Origin of the sequence: Candidatus Amarolinea dominans (genome assembly GCF_016704685.1) — a bacterium.
In the GTDB taxonomy this organism is placed as follows: domain Bacteria; phylum Chloroflexota; class Anaerolineae; order SSC4; family Amarolineaceae; genus Amarolinea; species Amarolinea dominans.
The window spans coordinates 135,854-151,814 of the sequence record NZ_JADIZS010000012.1 but is presented as its reverse complement, the minus strand read 5'-3'; the positions used below and the strand labels follow the sequence as shown (position 1 = coordinate 151,814).

General features: G+C 63.9%; 10 protein-coding genes. 3 read left to right on the top strand and 7 right to left on the bottom strand.

What is annotated here, in order from left to right; genetic code table 11:
* Window positions 1-6: 6 nt before the first annotated feature.
* Both IPF85_RS09195 and hrcA read right to left on the bottom strand, forming a co-directional pair.
* Window positions 7-558: a nucleotide exchange factor GrpE gene (locus IPF85_RS09195; protein ID WP_343407782.1), complete on the bottom strand. Its 552-nt coding sequence runs from the start codon at window positions 556-558 to the stop codon at window positions 7-9.
* A 35-nt stretch (window positions 559-593) separates the two neighbouring features.
* Complete coding sequence (gene hrcA / locus IPF85_RS09190; protein WP_343407781.1) at window positions 594-1,610, bottom strand: heat-inducible transcriptional repressor HrcA; 1,017 nt, start codon at window positions 1,608-1,610, stop codon at window positions 594-596.
* A gap of 170 nt (window positions 1,611-1,780) precedes the next feature.
* Here hrcA and IPF85_RS09185 point away from each other — a divergent pair, with 170 nt between their 5' ends.
* Window positions 1,781-2,365, top strand: a complete 585-nt coding sequence (locus IPF85_RS09185) for an MgtC/SapB family protein (RefSeq protein ID WP_343407780.1) — start codon at window positions 1,781-1,783, stop codon at window positions 2,363-2,365.
* 110 nt (window positions 2,366-2,475) lie between these two features.
* Here IPF85_RS09185 and IPF85_RS09180 read toward each other — a convergent pair whose 3' ends face one another.
* The 5 genes from IPF85_RS09180 to IPF85_RS09160 all read right to left on the bottom strand — a co-directional run bounded on the left by IPF85_RS09180 (window position 2,476) and on the right by IPF85_RS09160 (window position 13,743).
* Complete coding sequence (locus tag IPF85_RS09180) at window positions 2,476-7,998, bottom strand: hypothetical protein (RefSeq protein ID WP_343407779.1); 5,523 nt, start codon at window positions 7,996-7,998, stop codon at window positions 2,476-2,478.
* A 505-nt stretch (window positions 7,999-8,503) separates the two neighbouring features.
* Window positions 8,504-10,534, bottom strand: coding sequence for a (Fe-S)-binding protein (locus IPF85_RS09175; RefSeq protein WP_343407778.1), 2,031 nt, complete (start codon window positions 10,532-10,534; stop codon window positions 8,504-8,506).
* 187 nt (window positions 10,535-10,721) lie between these two features.
* Window positions 10,722-11,411: a VTT domain-containing protein gene (locus IPF85_RS09170; RefSeq protein WP_343407777.1), complete on the bottom strand. Its 690-nt coding sequence runs from the start codon at window positions 11,409-11,411 to the stop codon at window positions 10,722-10,724.
* On the bottom strand, window positions 11,408-12,556 hold the full coding sequence (locus tag IPF85_RS09165; protein ID WP_343407776.1) for a hypothetical protein: 1,149 nt from the start codon (window positions 12,554-12,556) through the stop codon (window positions 11,408-11,410). The genes IPF85_RS09170 and IPF85_RS09165 overlap by 4 nt, the downstream gene beginning before the upstream one ends.
* A gap of 347 nt (window positions 12,557-12,903) precedes the next feature.
* Window positions 12,904-13,743 carry a hypothetical protein gene (locus IPF85_RS09160; protein ID WP_343407775.1) on the bottom strand — a complete coding sequence of 280 codons (840 nt, stop codon included), beginning with the start codon at window positions 13,741-13,743 and terminating at the stop codon, window positions 12,904-12,906.
* A 161-nt stretch (window positions 13,744-13,904) separates the two neighbouring features.
* Here IPF85_RS09160 and IPF85_RS09155 point away from each other — a divergent pair, with 161 nt between their 5' ends.
* Both IPF85_RS09155 and IPF85_RS09150 read left to right on the top strand, forming a co-directional pair.
* Window positions 13,905-14,597, top strand: coding sequence for a response regulator transcription factor (locus IPF85_RS09155; RefSeq protein ID WP_343407774.1), 693 nt, complete (start codon window positions 13,905-13,907; stop codon window positions 14,595-14,597).
* A 2-nt stretch (window positions 14,598-14,599) separates the two neighbouring features.
* Entirely contained in the window at window positions 14,600-15,835 is a 1,236-nt protein-coding gene (locus IPF85_RS09150; protein ID WP_343407773.1) for an ATP-binding protein, read from the top strand.
* Window positions 15,836-15,961 lie beyond the last annotated feature (126 nt).

The window sequence follows — 15,961 nt, the reverse complement described above, 5'->3', positions numbered from 1 at the left end:
GGCGTCTTACTGCGCCACGCGCACCAGAGCCGGTTGCAAGATCCGCTCGCCCAATTTATAACCCTTGCGCACTTCGCCAATGATCTGATTGGTTTGATACCCTTCGACTGCTTCGTGAGTGATCGCCTCATGTAAGGCTGGGTCGAAACCCTGGCCGTCGGTCTCGATGACCGTGACACCCTCACTGCTCAGTATATGGCTCAACTTGCGCTGAATGAGCGCAAAGCCGTTGACCCACTGCTGATCCTGCTCATTCAGGTCGGCCGGAATATGGGCGAAGGCGAGGGCGACATCGTCCAGCACCGGCAGGATGCGCAGGAGCAGGCGTTCGTTGGCGCTGAGGATCAGGTCGGCGCGCTCACGCTCGAAGCGCCGGCGCATGTTCTGCGCCTCAGCCGTGGCGCGCAACCAGCGGTCCTTATAATCGGCCGCCTCGTCCTGCGCAGTCTGCGCGGCTGCTTCCAGTGCGGCCAGGACAGCCGCGCTGTCAGCCGGGGTTTCGATGACCGGCGCCGCCTCCGCGGCGTCGCTGCCGTTTGTGTTCAATTCGTCTGCCATGATCTCTCCCACGGTCGTATTTTCTTGCATCATCGCTATCCGTAAAACTCGCGCAGCAGTTCGCTCATTAGATCTGCCACGTAGCGCACCGCGCTGATCGTGCGACCATACGGCATGCGCAGCGGCCCTAATACGCCCAAAACGCCGGTGGTATCGTCATCCACGCCGTAGCGCGATAACACGAGGCTGACCTGGCTCAACTCGCGCCAACGCCCTTCGCCGCCGATGATGACTTGTACGCCATCGCTCTCACGTGTCTTGGCTACAATGCTCTCCAGCAGCGGTCGCGCCTCGATGATCTCCACCACGCGGCGGATCATATCGCCTTCGGCAAACTCTGGCTCAGTCAGAGCATGGCTCAAGCCCTCGCGGTAAATATCGCTCACCCGTGAATCGAGCCGCTCCATGATCGGAATCATGAGATTGGCCACGTCGGCGGCCCAACTGCTCAAGATCGGACTCTGCGCTTTGATCTCGGCCACCGTGCGACCGGTCAACTGTTCGTTGAGTTCATTCGTGACGCGATGCAACTCCTCTTGCAGCAGGGGCAAGCTCAGCATCTGCTGCTTGACGCTTCCCTCCATGGTGACCAACACCAGGAGCACAATACCGTCACGAATTTCGATCAACTCCAGGCGTTTGAAGCGGCTGTTGATCGCCTTGGGGGCCGTCGCCAGGGCCACATTATGCACCGTGTGCGCCAGCACTGCCGCCGCCAGTTTGACCCAGTGATCCATCTCCGCCCGCGCCTGGCCGAACTGATGGCGAATGAGCAGGCGCTCTTCAGACGGCAAGGTCATGTCACCCAGGAGATGTTCAACGAAGAAACGGTAGCCTTCTTCCGTGGGCACACGTCCGGCCGAGGTGTGCGGATGCGTCAGGAAGCCCAATTCCTCCAGCGCCGCCATTTCGCTGCGGATGGTGGCCGGACTCACTCCCAACTCATAACGCTCCAGGATGGCGCGCGAACCCATCGGGATACCAGACGCAATGTATTCCCGAATCACCAGGCCCATGATCGTACGCCGTCGAGCGCTCAGTTCATCTGTCATTCTTGTCTGTTCTCAGCGTGCCGGTTGAATTTTTAGCACTCTCGTCGTCAGAGTGCTAAGGCGACCGGGCACAATGATACCATGAAGGCAAGCGGATGTCAAAAGAATTTTAACGCCCTGCGCGCCCGCGCCAGTTGACGGCATGCATGGCTCCTTGTATACTTCTGTTCATGGATTCAACTCTTGATTTCGCAGCACAACTTTCCAGCCTGGGGCCAGTGGCGTTCAAGGTCACGCTGGCTGCTTTGCTCGGCAGCCTGATTGGGCTGGAGCGCATCTGGAAACGACATCCGGCCGGGCTACGCACCAACATGGTCATCGCGGTGGCCTCGTGTCTTTTCACCATCCTGTCCCTGAGTTGGTTTCCGATGGAGGGCACCTCGCGCGATACGGCCCGTGTCGCCGCGCAGATCGTCACCGGCGTCGGTTTTCTGGGCGCCGGCGCTCTCGTGCAGACAAAGAGCAGCATCCGCGGCATGACCACCGCGGCCACGATCTGGCTGGTGGCTGCTATCGGCATGGCGGTAGGCGTGGGCGCCTTTGCCCTGGCCATCTTCACCACCCTGCTGACTATCGCCGGCCTGGTGGTGCTGGCGCCGGTCAGCTATCACCTGGAACAGCGCGCCAAAGAACGCCAGCGCCAGCGTCAGCGCCGACTGGCCGATAAAAACGGCAAAACTCCCCCCGACAGCCCCTGGGCCTGGCGTGAAGAGGACGGAGAAGAAAGCGAGAACGGCGACGCCGATCATCACTAGCCCCCGCCGTAAATTCGCACTCTCAACCGTAGGTCACGCCTCCGGCGTGACGACGCCCCCCGCGACGAATCACGCTTCCGTGCGCCAACGAGGCACGCCGGAGGCTTGCATTACCACCCCGGCAGCCAATCGGGCGCGTAGTCGAAATCCACTTCATTGAATGTCAGCAGGGCCAGGCCGCTGCCATTGGCCCCGATGCGAAACACCTCGCTGTGCCCACTGCCGGCCCGATAACCGCTGAAGACGATGGTCTCGCCGACAAAACCCCAGGCCGGCGCACTCGGTCGCAGCGCCTGCGGCACGAGCAAGACAATGCTGCTGCCATCCGCGGCCATGGTGTAAAGCCCCTGCTGCTCGCGCGTGCCCCAGAAGGCCAAACGATTGGCCAGGGGCGACCAACTGGGGCTGGCGTCGCCGTTGGGGTTGACCGTCAGGCGGCGCACGTCGCTGCCGTCGGCCGCCATGCTGAAGATCTCCGAGTTCGGGCCAATGCGGTTCGACTGAAACGCAATCCGGCCGCTCGAACGTGACCAGTCAGGCCCCAGGTCTGCGGACGGGTGATTCGTCAAGCGCGTCACCGCGCCGCTGGTCACCTCCACCGTGTAGATTTCCCAATTGCCATCGCGATCGCTGCTGAACGCCAGCCGGCTGCTGTCCGCGGACCAGGTCGGGTCTTGATCATGGCCGCTGCCAAACGTCAACTGGCGTGCATTGCGCCCATCGCGGCTCATGAGCCACAGATGGCCGGGGCCGCTGGCATCGGCGCGCACCATCGCAATCCAGCGGCCGTTGGGCGAGCCAACCGGCGAGGTTTCATACGCGTCGTTGGTGAAGGTCAAGCGCCGCTGCTCACGGCCGTCGGGCAGCATGCGGTAGATTTCGCTGTTGCCATCGCGGTTGCTGGCAAACACCACCTGCGCCGGGCCTTGATCCTGAATCACGGTGATGGCGTTGCCGTCGCCGCTGGTGATGTAAACCTTATCGCGCGCCGAGTCGAGCGCAATGCCTTCCTCCGCTCCAACCGGCAGCGGAATCACGGTCACCAGGCCCCAGTCATCCGTCCGGTAAACCCTGACCTCGTCACCGCACACCACAAAGAGATGCCCGCTGTCTGGATTGACCGCCAGAACGAACGCCTCTTTGCCGACGGCAAGCGTCGCCACCACGGCTGCCGCCTGCGTGTCGAGCACCGTCACGGTGTGCGCGCTGCCGCGATTGGCCGCGTACAGATAGCGGCTGACCGGGTCGAAAGCCAGGCCGTAGGGCCGGGGGATGCCGGTGTAGTGACCGACGGTCAGGCCGTCGTGCAGCCGCGCAATCTCATCGGCGCCGTGGGCCGAAAGATAGACATCGCCTGTGACCGGATCCGCAGCGAAGAGGCTTGGCTCATGCCCCACATCGTGCAGGGTGCGGATGACGCCCAGCGAGACAGGGTCGAACACTGTCACCGTATCGCTGCCAAAATTTGCCACATAGCCGTAGCTGCCCTGCACCACGATGCCGTTGGGCAGCAGATCGGCCGTCACGGTGTTGGCGACCGTGTTGGTGTTCGCATCCACGATCTTGACGTTGTTCGTCTGGCGGTTCGTCACGCCCAGCCAGCCGTTGGGGCTGATCCAGGCCACGCCGTTTGGCCCGGTGGCTTCATTGGCCTCACTCGCCAGGTTGACCTGGGTCTGCAGGGCGAGCGGACTGGTGTTGATCACACCGAGCGTGCGGCCGCTGTGCTCATCCCCATGAAAAGCCACGTAGGCGCGCAGACCGTCCGCGCTGAGCACGATACCGTGCGGATGCGCGCCGGCCGGCAGATTCAGGCGACCCGCCCAGTAGGGCGTTGGCGCCTGCCCCGGCAGCGCTGTCGGGATGGTTGAAGGAGTTGCAGTCGGCGTTGGCGTGCGCGTGGGGGTGGATGTCACCGGCACGGTCGCGGTGGGCGTGCGCGTGGGGGTAGATGTGGCCGCGGCAGTGGGCGTGGGGGTGGCGGTGTTGGCGCTGGTTGGGGTGGGCGTGGGGGCGGCGGCCAGGTTGTGCAGATCAAAGATGAAGACACCGGCAGGCGTTGTGACATACAGATCGTAGGGCGCGGCGTCCATCACCAGCAGGTCGCGCACCTCCAGGTTGTCGAAAGAGGTTCCGGTCACGCGCGCCCAGTGCTGCATGGAAGCTGGCGTGCGGACGTACAAGCCATGTCTGGCGCCCAACAGGTAGCGATGCTGCGGGTCGGCCGGCATCTGCGCCAGGGAGAACAGCCCGCCGGGCAGCTCATCGGCCAAGCCGGTTGAGATGCTCAGCCAACTGGCGCCGTTGTCGGACGTGTGGAAGACGCCGTTGGCGGCCGCGGCCAGGACATGTCCGGCCGTCCAACGATCCACCATCAGATCGCCAAACCAGCCCATGTCGAACTCCGGCGGGGTGGACCGCGTCCACGTGGCCCCGCCGTTGGTGCTGAGGATGACCGCGCCGCCGCCGCCCTCGCTCACGCCGCCAACCCAGACCGTGTTCCAACCTGGTTCGACCGGCGCCATCGCCTTGACATCGTACAGGCCAAAGAGCGGGCTGGGCTGATGGGTGAAGGAATCGCCGGCGTTCGTGCTCAGGTATGGCCCGTCACAGCCGGCCGCGTACAGGCGTTGATCGAGCGAGTTGGCCGTCAGCGGCTTCAGGTTGAGGCCGCTGAGCAGTTGATACCACGCCTGCCCGCCGTTGGTGGTGCGCCAGAAGGGCGTGGGGTCGCCGCCCGCGTAGCAAGGATAGCCCTCGCCCGCGTACAGGATGTCGGGAAAGGCGCTGCTGATGGTGTGTTCCGCCAGCGCGACGCCCATCTCCGACCAGATCGCGCCGGCGTTGGTGGAGCGATAGAGCAGGCGGTTGGGGCTGGCCAGCACATCAGCCTGAATGATGTTGCTCCAGGGGTAGCCAAAGACGCGCGCGGCCGGGCCGCCGGGCAGGATGAGCTGCTCGTAGGGCGGAATGTCGAGCGGCGTCCAGTTTGCGCCGTAGTCGTCGCTGCGCAGTGTGCGGCCGTTTGCGCTGACGAAATCGTACAGCGAGGCGTACAGCGCGGTGTTGACCGATACACCGCCCACGGCCAACGGCAAGGCGCGGAAAGGCGCCGCGAAATCGTGCATGTAGTCCCAGGTGATGGCGTAACGGTCGGGCAAGAAGGCATTGTGGCTGATGAAGAGGACATCATCGTTGCCCACGACCAGGCCGCGCGACCCGCCATCGAGCATCAGGCCGAAGCCCGGCCCGCCGCTGAGCGGAAAGCCGAGCGGCGCGGTGGGCAGCGGCTCCCACATGGCCGCGGTGGTGCGGTAGAGGGTGGCGCCGCCGCGCGGCCCTGTGCTGGTGATGAGGAACATCACGTTATGCGCCTGCGGGTCAATCACGATGGGACTGGTCACGTCGCCATTCAGGCCCATGCCCGCCTCTGCCCAGGTCAGGCCGCCGTCGGTGCTGGTGACGAGCGTCGTTTGCATGGCGCTCGACCAGGGCACGCCGGCAAAAAGTTGATCGGGATTGTCCAGGCTGACAGTGACCGGCCCGGCCTGAATATCGCTGCGCCTGGCCCAAGACGCGCCGGCGTCTGTGCTGCGCCACAAACCCTGATAACTGGCGCCGATGTAGAGCGTCTGCGGGTGATTGTAGTCCATGCCGATGTAGCCGCGGCTGCGCAGCGGCGCGCCGCTGATGAGCGCCGGCAGCGGCAGGTAACTCCAGTTCTCGCCGCGATCATCACTCCTCACCAGGTAGCCTTCGTTGGTCAGGCCGTAGAGCGCGCCGCCCTCGCCGGGCGCGGTCACCAACGAGCGCAGGTAGCGCGTTTGCAGGAGGTTGGGCGGCACAGTCGGCGTGGGGGTCGGCGTGGGGGTGGGCGTCGGGGGAGGATTGAGTGCGAGACGGTTGGGGGCGAACGGCAAGTGACTGCTGCTGACGCTCGGCGCGCACGCGATGAGCGACGCGTCGTCCACATACATGGCCGTGCTACGACCGTCGCCATCGTTGAACGTGCCGAAGTGAACCTGCACGGTGCGGCCGGCAAAGTCGCCCAGGTTGGCGTCCAGCCGCTGCCAGGCGCGGGCATTGCTGCGCGTCCACAGCAGGGTGCGCAGAATGGCGCCGTTGCTGTCGAGAATCAGCACATACTGGCGATCGCCGGCCAGGGGCGTTTCCCAGGTCAGGGCGGCCGCGCCCGGAGCAGGGGCATCGCCGGGCGTCCGCAGGTTGACCTCGGCCGAGACCGGGTACCACCACAAGGTCAGGGTGATGTTGGCGCCCGCCGGCAGGGCCACGGTCTGCGATGCGCTGGAGTAGCTGTAGACATCGCGGCCCTGGTCAATGCCGCTGCGACCGCTGCGTTGACCGCTGCGCACCACGCGGGTGCTGTAAGCGGCCGGATGGGGCGTCTGGGGGAAGCGCCAGGCCGCGTCGTACTCGAAGCCGCCGTTGACCAGGCGCTCCTCGCACAAACCGCCGAAGTGCCAGACGCCGGCCGACGTGGCGACATGGGTCATCAATCCATCGAGCGCCGTCGAGGTGACAGCCAGGGCATGGGTATCCGGGTTGCCGGGCGCGGGGCCAAGATCGAGCCAGGTGCTGCCGCTGTCCAGGCTGCGAAACAGGCTGTGGGAGAGACCAGAAACCAACTGGCCGCCGAGCGCGGTGAAGAGCGTGCGGTCGTTCGCGTAGGCGGGCGACACCGCCAGGCTGCGCGCAAATGGCTCATAATCGCCGGGCAACCCGGTCGCGGTGAGCGCCCACGAGGCGCCGCGATTGGTCGTGCGCTGTACCGCACTCTCCGGCGTGCCATCACCGGGCGATTCGATGAAACGATAGGTGGTCCACGCGGTGTTGTCCTGCGCGTAGAGCGGGGAAACAGCCACGCCATAGCCGGGCGCATAGCCGCCCACGCTGGCCCAGGTCTGCCCGCCATCCGTGCTGCGCCGCGTGGCGCCATAGCCGGTGGCGAACAGGGTATGATCGCTGGCAAACGCGGGCGAAACCGCGAGGTTGAACACGTCGAAGCTATCGCCGGGCGGCGCCAGGCGATAGGGCGACCAGGCGGCGCCGCCATCGGTTGACTTGAAGACCTCGTCACCCCTGGCCGTCCACAGCGTGGCATCGGTCAGATAGGCGGGCGAAAGGGCCAGGGCACGCATCTCGCCGTGGCTGGTGTCGAACGTCCAGGTTTGACCGCGGTCGGTGGATTTGACCAGGCCGTACACCCAGGTGGCGCCATTGACAAAGGTGGCAAACACCGTGCCGTCGGTGGCATAGCCGGGCGAAATACGCACATGGGTGGCCTGGGCATGGTCGCCGCGTGCGGGCAGCGGCAGCGCGACCTGCCAACTCGTCCCGCGGTCGGTGGTTTGGTAGACGCCGCTTTGCCCGGCGGCGAACAGGGTGCCATCGCTGGCGTAGGCCGGCGACGCGGCCACGTCGCCAATGGCAATCGGTTGTTGGCTGGCATCGTAGGGGCCGCCGCTGCGCCAGGCCGGTTGTGATACCACAGATGACCCGACAGGCGCGCCGGCCAAAGACGGCGCCGCGTCGCTCGGGTTCGAATGATGGGTGAGCAGGAACGATGTGAGGAGCAATGCGACGACGAACGGAATCCAACGTGAGCGTTTCATGGTCAACCTCCTGGGTTCCATGACAAACGGGCGCGCCACACCAATGTGCGCGCCGCGTACTAAGCATGACGTTGGCGATAGGGCGCTGGTTGCGCCAACATGTCCATTGTGCCACAACGCCGCTGTCCCGCACGAGAGGCTGTACAGCGGTATCGGTTTGGATGAGGTGCTTCTGCTGCAGCCGGGCACAGAAGGAACTACCGTGACAGCCGCGTGCGCCAGAGAGGAAGTCAAATGGCTTCTGGATAGTGGTCTGAGCATGGCCGAGGCTGTCATCCCCTTGACAAGGCCTGGCCGCGCTGAGAAACTCGTGTTTTTTGACGCTTGACCGAGTTGATCGCAAAATCTGCAGGGGGGGCAGGTTAAGTAACCTGCCCCCCCTGGATTTTGATCAGCCTACCCTCGCTTAGCCGCCCAATGTACCCGCGGGCTTCAGCCGGTCTGCCCGGGTTCCAGGCCCAAACCGGCTAAGCCCCAGATGCCCCGACCCTTTGGATCCTGTCGCTTAGCCGTTGGGGTTGGGCAAACCCGCAGCCACTAGTTCCACGATGTCCTTGACCTGCACGCCCTGGTCGGCCTGCTTGCTGGCGTCGGTCAGCATGGTCAGGCAGAAGGGGCAGCCCACGGCGATCGTCTTAGCGCCGGTGCCGGCCGCCTCGATGTAGCGGTTCATGTTGACCGCCTCGCTGCCGTGCTCTTCTTCCTTCCACATCTGCGCGCCGCCCGCGCCGCAGCAGAAGGACTGGTTGCGGTTACGTGCCATCTCCACCAGGTTGATCTGCGACTGCGCCAGGACGGTGCGCGGCGCGTCCAGAATACCGTTGTGACGCCCCAGGTAGCAGGGGTCATGGTAGGTGACGGGGCCGACCGCAGCCAGGTCCGGCTTGAGCTTGCCGGCCGCGATCAGTTCGGCGATCAGTTCGGTGTGATGGATCACGGTGAAGTTGCCGCCGTACTGCGAATACTCCTTGCCCAGGGTGTGCAGGCAGTGCGGGCAAGTGGCTACGATGCGCTTGGGCTTGAACTCATTCAGGGTTTCGATATTGGCCTGTGCGAGTTCGAAGAAGAGGGCTTCGTTGCCGGCGCGGCGGGCGCTGTCGCCCGTGCAGTTTTCCATCTCGCCGAGGATGGCGAAGTTGACGCCCGCGGCCTTGAGGACTTTGGCGAAATCACGCGCGGTCTTCTGCGCCCGGCTGTCATACGAGGGCGCGCAGCCCACCCACCAAAGCACATCGAAGTCCGGGTTGTCTTCCACGGTCGGAATATCAAGGCCGGCTGCCCAGGCCATGCGATCGCCGCGGGCCAGGTTCCACGGGTTGCCGGCGCGCTCCATGCCCTTGAACGCAGGCTGCAGTTGCTCGGGGAATTCGCTTTCCATCAGTACCTGGTTGCGGCGCATGTAGAGAATGTCGAACATCGGCTCATTGCCCACCGGGCAGACCTCGATGCAGGCGCCGCAGGCGGTGCAGGCCCACACTGCCGACTCGCTGATGGCAAAATCGAGCATGCGGTCAGGCGATTCCTTGCCCGCAGCCAGCAAATCCACATGCTGATTGATGTAGTAGCGCTTGTTCACCTCCAGCGCGGAGGGCGAAAGTTCCTTGCCGGTGATATAGGCCGGGCACACATCCTGACAGCGGTTGCACATGATGCAGGCGTAGGCGTCAACCAGGTGCGTCCAGGGCAGCTGCTCCAGGCGCGCGACGCCGAACTGCTCGATGGACTCATCCTCGAAGTTGATCGGCTCCAGCGCGCCGCGCGACGTGCGCTTGGGCTTGGTCAAGAAATTGACGCCGGCCATGATGAGGTGGATGTGCTTGGTGCGCGGGAAGTAGGGGATGAAGGCCAGGATCAGGCCCAGCGCCACCCACCAGCTCACATGCTGCATCACCTCGATGGCGCCGGCGCTCATGCCGCCCCACAGCCCGCTGACCAGGTTGGCAAACGGCTGGCTGGCATCCCCGGCGCCGGTCGCCAGGCGCTCGCCGGCAATGGTGAACGATTCACCCAGGAAGCGGAAGCCGATGTGCAGCAGGAGGAAGAGTCCGACGATCATCGAATCACGGCGGATGCCGCCGGCCTTGATGCGGTCCATCAGCTTGATGTTGCTGCGATAGGTGAGCGCCGGCGTATTGACAATGAAGCGCCGGATCAGGAAGTAGACCATGCCGACCAGGACGGAGATGCTGAAGATGTCGGCCAGGAAGCGGTAGACGTTGCCGATGAGGCCGTTGCCCATGAAGGTGATGGGGAAGTAGCCCTGTACGACATCGCCGAAGTTGACGAGGAAGTAGAAGGTGAAACCCCAAGCGATCATGGCGTGGAAAATGCTGGGGACTTTACGCGCGCGCCAGGTTGGCAGCAGAGCCAGCCAGTTGATGGCGGCGTCAAACAGTTGGGCGACGAATTTTTTCGCGTCAAGCTCGCCTTGCCCACGACGGATGACCAGGTAGATTTTCTTGAAGCCTAGATAGCCATAGTAGAGCGCAGCGGCGACGCACAGAATGAAGAGGATTTTTTCAGGCAGCGTGAGCATATCATGAACGCCTTTCTACAGGTTTGCAAGAGAGAAAACAGATCCTTTCACGGGATGTGTCTATTTTATCACAGGCACCGTAGACAATAGGCTGATGTAAATCACATTTAGCGTGGAAATTTGCGCTAACCTCATATGAAAATAACCCGAACAAGTTCGGGACTCGCGGTCCGACGGCTGGGGAGATTCAGGCGACGCGGCGCAGGAGCAGGTGATCCATCCAGTGTTCGAGGCGCTCACGGTAGCGGTGCAGCAGCGAGGCGATCACGACCAGGATGGCGCCAAAGGCAAGCCACCATGCCGGCGGGAGGACGATGACCCCGGCGCCGACGGCCGCAGCCACGAAGACCGAGGGGGCGCGCAGCACGAGGGCAATGAGGAGGATCTTCCAGATCGGCACATGGGTGAGGCCGGCGATGAAGTACGGGATGTCGCCCACCGGCCCCAGCAGCAGGATGAACCAGGGCCAGATCGAATCGCTGTGGATGACCCCTTCCCAACGCTGCAGCCGCTCTGGTCCGGCCAGGCGCACGACCAGGGGTCGCCCATACCAGCGTGCCAGGTTCATAGCCAGTGCGCCGCCGGTCACCATGCCAATCGTGCCGTAGATGCCGCCGGCCAGTGTGCCAAAGAGATAGCCGGCGGCCGCCTGCACGAAGTAGCCAGGAATGGGCGCGATAACGATCTGCAGGGTGTTGAGGAGGACGAGCGCCAGCGGGCCCCAGGGGCCAAACGCGGCCAGCCAGGCTTCGACGCGTGCCCGATCGCGGACCAGGTCAATCAGCGCGGGACCGTAGAGCACGCCCAGGGTCAGCAGGAGGAGCGCCAGAAGGAGCAGGCGTAGGATGGCTTTGGGCTGCCAGGGTGGCGTAGTCACACGCGCCGCGGAAAGACGCAAGCGACGGTGGTGCCGCTTTGGGCCTGGTGGCTGATGCAAAACATGCCGCCGACCGCTTCGACGCGCTGGCGCAAGGCGTTCAGGCGCGCGTCAGCGGCAGAGAACACAGCATCGGCGCCGTCTTGCTGGCCGTGGACACTGAGCGCGACATGGCTGCCGCTGCATTTCAAGGAGACGCTGGCCTGCGCGTCCGGCCTGGATGCCAGGCTGTTGAGGCTTTCTTCCACGATGTGAAAGGCGGCCGCGGCCTGCTCCGGCCCCAAGCTGTCCGGCGCCAGGTAGAGTTGCAGAGCCACGTTGGCGCCCGTGCGTTCACGGAAGGTCGCGACATGATGGCGCAGCGCTTCTTCAAGCCCCAGGCGACACGTGCAGGCCGGATCGGCCAGGTTAGCCAGCGCCCGTGCGTGCGAGATGTCAAGGCGGGTGAGGGCCAGCGCGTATCCCAGCGGCGTCCCGTCGTCAGCGAACCGGTTTTCGATGCCTTCGACGCGGGCATCCAGTTCGAGCAGGACGCGGGCCAGGCGCCGGCGCAAATCATCGGCGGACAGTTTGTCAGTGACGGGCACAGGCAGCGAATGGGTGTCTGTTGCGGCCGGTTGGGGCAGCCGCAGCCAGGCGGTCGTCATCGCCGCCGCACCCAGGATGAAGAGGCGCGCCGCCAGGCTAATCAGATCCACGTGCGCCAGGCCATCGAACCAAAGGACGGCCAGGCTGTGTGCGATGGCGGCCGCGACGGTGGCCAGCAAGGCCGCGCCAAAGCCATAGCGCCCGGCGGCCAAGACAACCAGCAGAACGAGGAAGAGGAACGGTTCGACGGCGCCAAAATCGGTCAGCAGGTTCTGACCGGGCACGAGGGGCCGCAGTCCCCACTCCAGCGCCTGCGGGGGTATCGCCAGCAGTAAGGCCAGTGGAAAATAGGCGGCGCCGAGGCGCGCTTCCAACCAGTTGGTGCCGAAAAGGACGAGCAGCAGGGTGGTGAGGAACATGGCAAGGCTGAGATGTTGCTGTGCCGCCCGTTCGCCCAGGGCCAGCGCGACCAGGAGGCTGGCCAAGATGGTGATCACCTTGACGAAGAGCGCAATTCGAAACAGTCGCAGGGCGGTCATTTGCGCGGAAAGAGCCATCAGCGGTAACCCACTTCTTGCCAACTTGTCTGATAACGAAACTGCAAGGGGTACTCGTGGGCTGATTATCGCTGTGGTTCACGTCCCGGTCTGTAAACTGTTTTACAACCTGCGGATTCAGACACGAATTGCCATGATTCCCGGCTCACACGCAGGGATGCAAGCCGGGATAACGGTAACTGCTCACCCTGCAGGCCGATTTGGACAGGATGAACAGGATGAACAGGATGAACAGGATGTACAGGATTCTTGCTCTGTGGTGTGCAAAACTATCGGCACGAGAGTTCGAATATCCTGTCAATCCTGTGAATCCTGTCTGAATTCCAGGCAGGCTGAGGCTGACAGCGTCAGGCTGCAGCTTTGGCCGCGCCCTGGAACTTCGGCGCCGGCGGGGGGTCGAACACGGTATAACGATCGGCGTTATTGTTCAGCCTGACAGTTTGCATGAGGTGCTGACGCAGGCTGCGCACCTGCATCGTGTCAACGTCGTACAACGCGGCGCTGCGGGCGCTGCTCAGTCCGTGGCCGTTGAGAACACCGACCACGTGCTGCACGGTTGCTGCCCAGGCCGGAACGGCGGCCATGTCCAACTTGCCCTCTTCGTGCTGAAAATCACGCCATAGGAGGAGCGCGCAGACCTGTTCTGGCAGGCTGAAATGCGACTTGGGCATCTCCTCGACCAGGCGAGTTTCCACCGGGTCCAGGCTGACCTGGCGTCGCGGTTTCATGTAGAGGCGACCGGTCAACAGCTTGAGTACGAGGGCATCGCCCTCACCGGCGGCCAGGCTCTGTTCGCAGGCCGCGCGATCCAGGTTGGCAGCCAGCGGCAGCGGCCGCACATCCACCGCCAGCCAGGGTTGACGCCCGTGCCGGCGCAGGTGCAGCGACACGTAGGCGAAGGTAGATTCCGCGGGCGTTTGCATGTCGCGACAGCGCCCCAATTCCAACAGCGCCTCATGGCTGCTCAGGGTGGCAAAGCTGTGGGGATAATGCCCGCCGCCCTCTACGTGAGTGTAAAAGAGCGGCACCAATGCACCGATGCCATACACCTCGATCAGCGTGTCGAGGCGGCTACGCGCAGCCACCTGGCGCTGTGCGCTGCGCTGATCCATCCGGTTGACCGCATCCACCAACGCAATGCCCGTACGCCACACGTCAACGAAGGCTTGCTGTTGAGTTTGATTCATGATGACACCTACCTTGTTTACCGCACTCGACTTGGCCCCATTATATCATCAAGCGCCTGCTACGTCAACGCTTTTTCGAATCGCGCCCGGTTCTGTGTTAGAATGGTGTTATACTTGGGATTTGGGATTTGGAATTTCCAGGCCCGACAGGAGGGGATGGCGTGGAGGAAACACACACGATTCTGGTGGTAGAAGATGAAGCGACCTTGCGTGAAGCCCTGGTCTACAACCTGAATAAGGAAGGCTACGCGGTCTCGCAGGCAAGCACTGGCTTGCAGGCGCTGGCGCTGGCCCGGACGCTGGCGCCGGACGTGATCATTCTGGATTTGATGCTGCCTGAACTGGACGGGCTGTCGGTCTGCCGCAGTTTGCGTCGCGAGCCGGCAACCGCCGATTGCAGTATCCTGATACTGACCGCGCGCGGCGGCGAGTTGGACAAGATCATCGGCCTGGAGACCGGCGCGGACGATTATCTGACCAAACCGTTCAGCCTGGGGGAGTTGTTGGCGCGCGTGCGCGCGCTGCTGCGCCGCACGCGCAGCAGCGCGCCGCGCGATACCCTGGAGGCCGGCAACCTGGTGCTCGATCTGATTGCGCGCCGGGCCACCCGCAACGGCGCGGAACTGGCGTTGAAGCCGAAGGAGTTCAGCCTGCTGGCCGAGTTGATGCGCCACCGCGGCGCCGTCCTCTCACGCGATTTGCTGCTGAGTCACGTCTGGGGTCAGGATTTTTTTGGCGACGATCGCACCGTGGATGTACACGTGCGCTGGCTGCGTGAAAAAATCGAGGATGACCCGGCGCACCCTGTTCACATCCAGACCGTGCGCGGCCTGGGCTATCGTTTCGAGGCTTGACCATGACAAGCATCTCAGCCATTGGCTGGCTGGCGTTGGCCTTGCTGGCGGTCAGCCTGGGCCTGGCGTGGTGGGTTCAACGTTTGCGCGCGCGCCTGGTCGCGTCGCAGTATGAACTGGCGCGCCGTCAGCGCGCCTACAACGAACTACGCGACGCGTTGGCTGCCGGCCAGGTGCAGCGTCAGGCGCTGGGGATCGTGGCTACCTGCGGTTTGCTGATCCTGGATGATGACCGCCGTTTGCTGTGGCTCAACGAGGAGGCGCAGCAGCTCATCAACCCCAACATGGCTCCCGGCAATCTGCTGATCGAGGCGCTGCCGAGCTATGAGATCAGCCAGGCGGTGGATGATGCCCTGGAGCGCCACGCTCTGATGGAGCGCCAGGTGGCGTTCAAGGCGCGTCTGTGGCGTGTGCGCGCGTGGGCGGCTCGCCAGCAGGGCGTCGTCCTGGCCCTGGACGATGTCAGCGAACTGCAACGCCTGGGGCGCGCCCGCCGTGAATTCGTGGCCAACATCTCGCACGATCTGCGCACCCCCATCGCCGCCCTGCAGTTGACCCTGGAGACCTTGCGTAACGGTGCGCTCGATGATCCCTCCATGGCGCGTCGCCTGTTGGAGAACATGTGTATACAGGCCGATGCCCTGCAACAACTGGCCAGCGAGCTGTTCGATCTGAGCCAGATCGAGTCGGGGCAGGTGTTGTTGAAATTTGTGCCGATTGCCCCGCTCGCCATCGTCGAACCGGTGATCGAGCGCCTGCGCCCCCAGGCTGACCGCAAGAGCTTGCAGGTGGTGCTGACATTGGCGGGCGCGGAACCGGTGCTGGCGGACCCTGAACAGGTGCAAAAAGTGGTGGCTAATTTGCTGCACAACGCCATCAAGTTCAGCGCCGTGGGGCGACGCGTGGGTATCAGGTTGGTGACCATTCAGTGTCAGGATGGCGCCATCACCGCGACGACTGACATCCCCTTGCCGACCCCGCCCGTCGGTCTGGCCGACGGCCAGTGGGCGCTGTTCACAGTGTGGGACGAAGGCCCCGGCATTGCGGCCAGTGAGCTGCCTCGCATCTTCGAGCGTTTCTACAAGGGGGACCGCGCCCGCTTGCGCAGTAGTGAAACCGGTGCGGGGTTGGGGCTTTCCATCGCTCGCCACATCATCCTGGGGCACGGCGGTCAGATCTGGGCTGAAAGCGCTCCGGGTCAGGGCGCCCGCTTCTTCTTCACCCTGCCTGTCGCCTGATCCAATCCCCTCGCCAGCCTGCGCAAGGGGATTCCACTTCCCCCTCGCAGGGCTGCGGCAAGATGACGACCTCAGAGGCACGCAACGTCGTGACAAGTCAACGCTGCGATGTTCATTGGCCCCTGC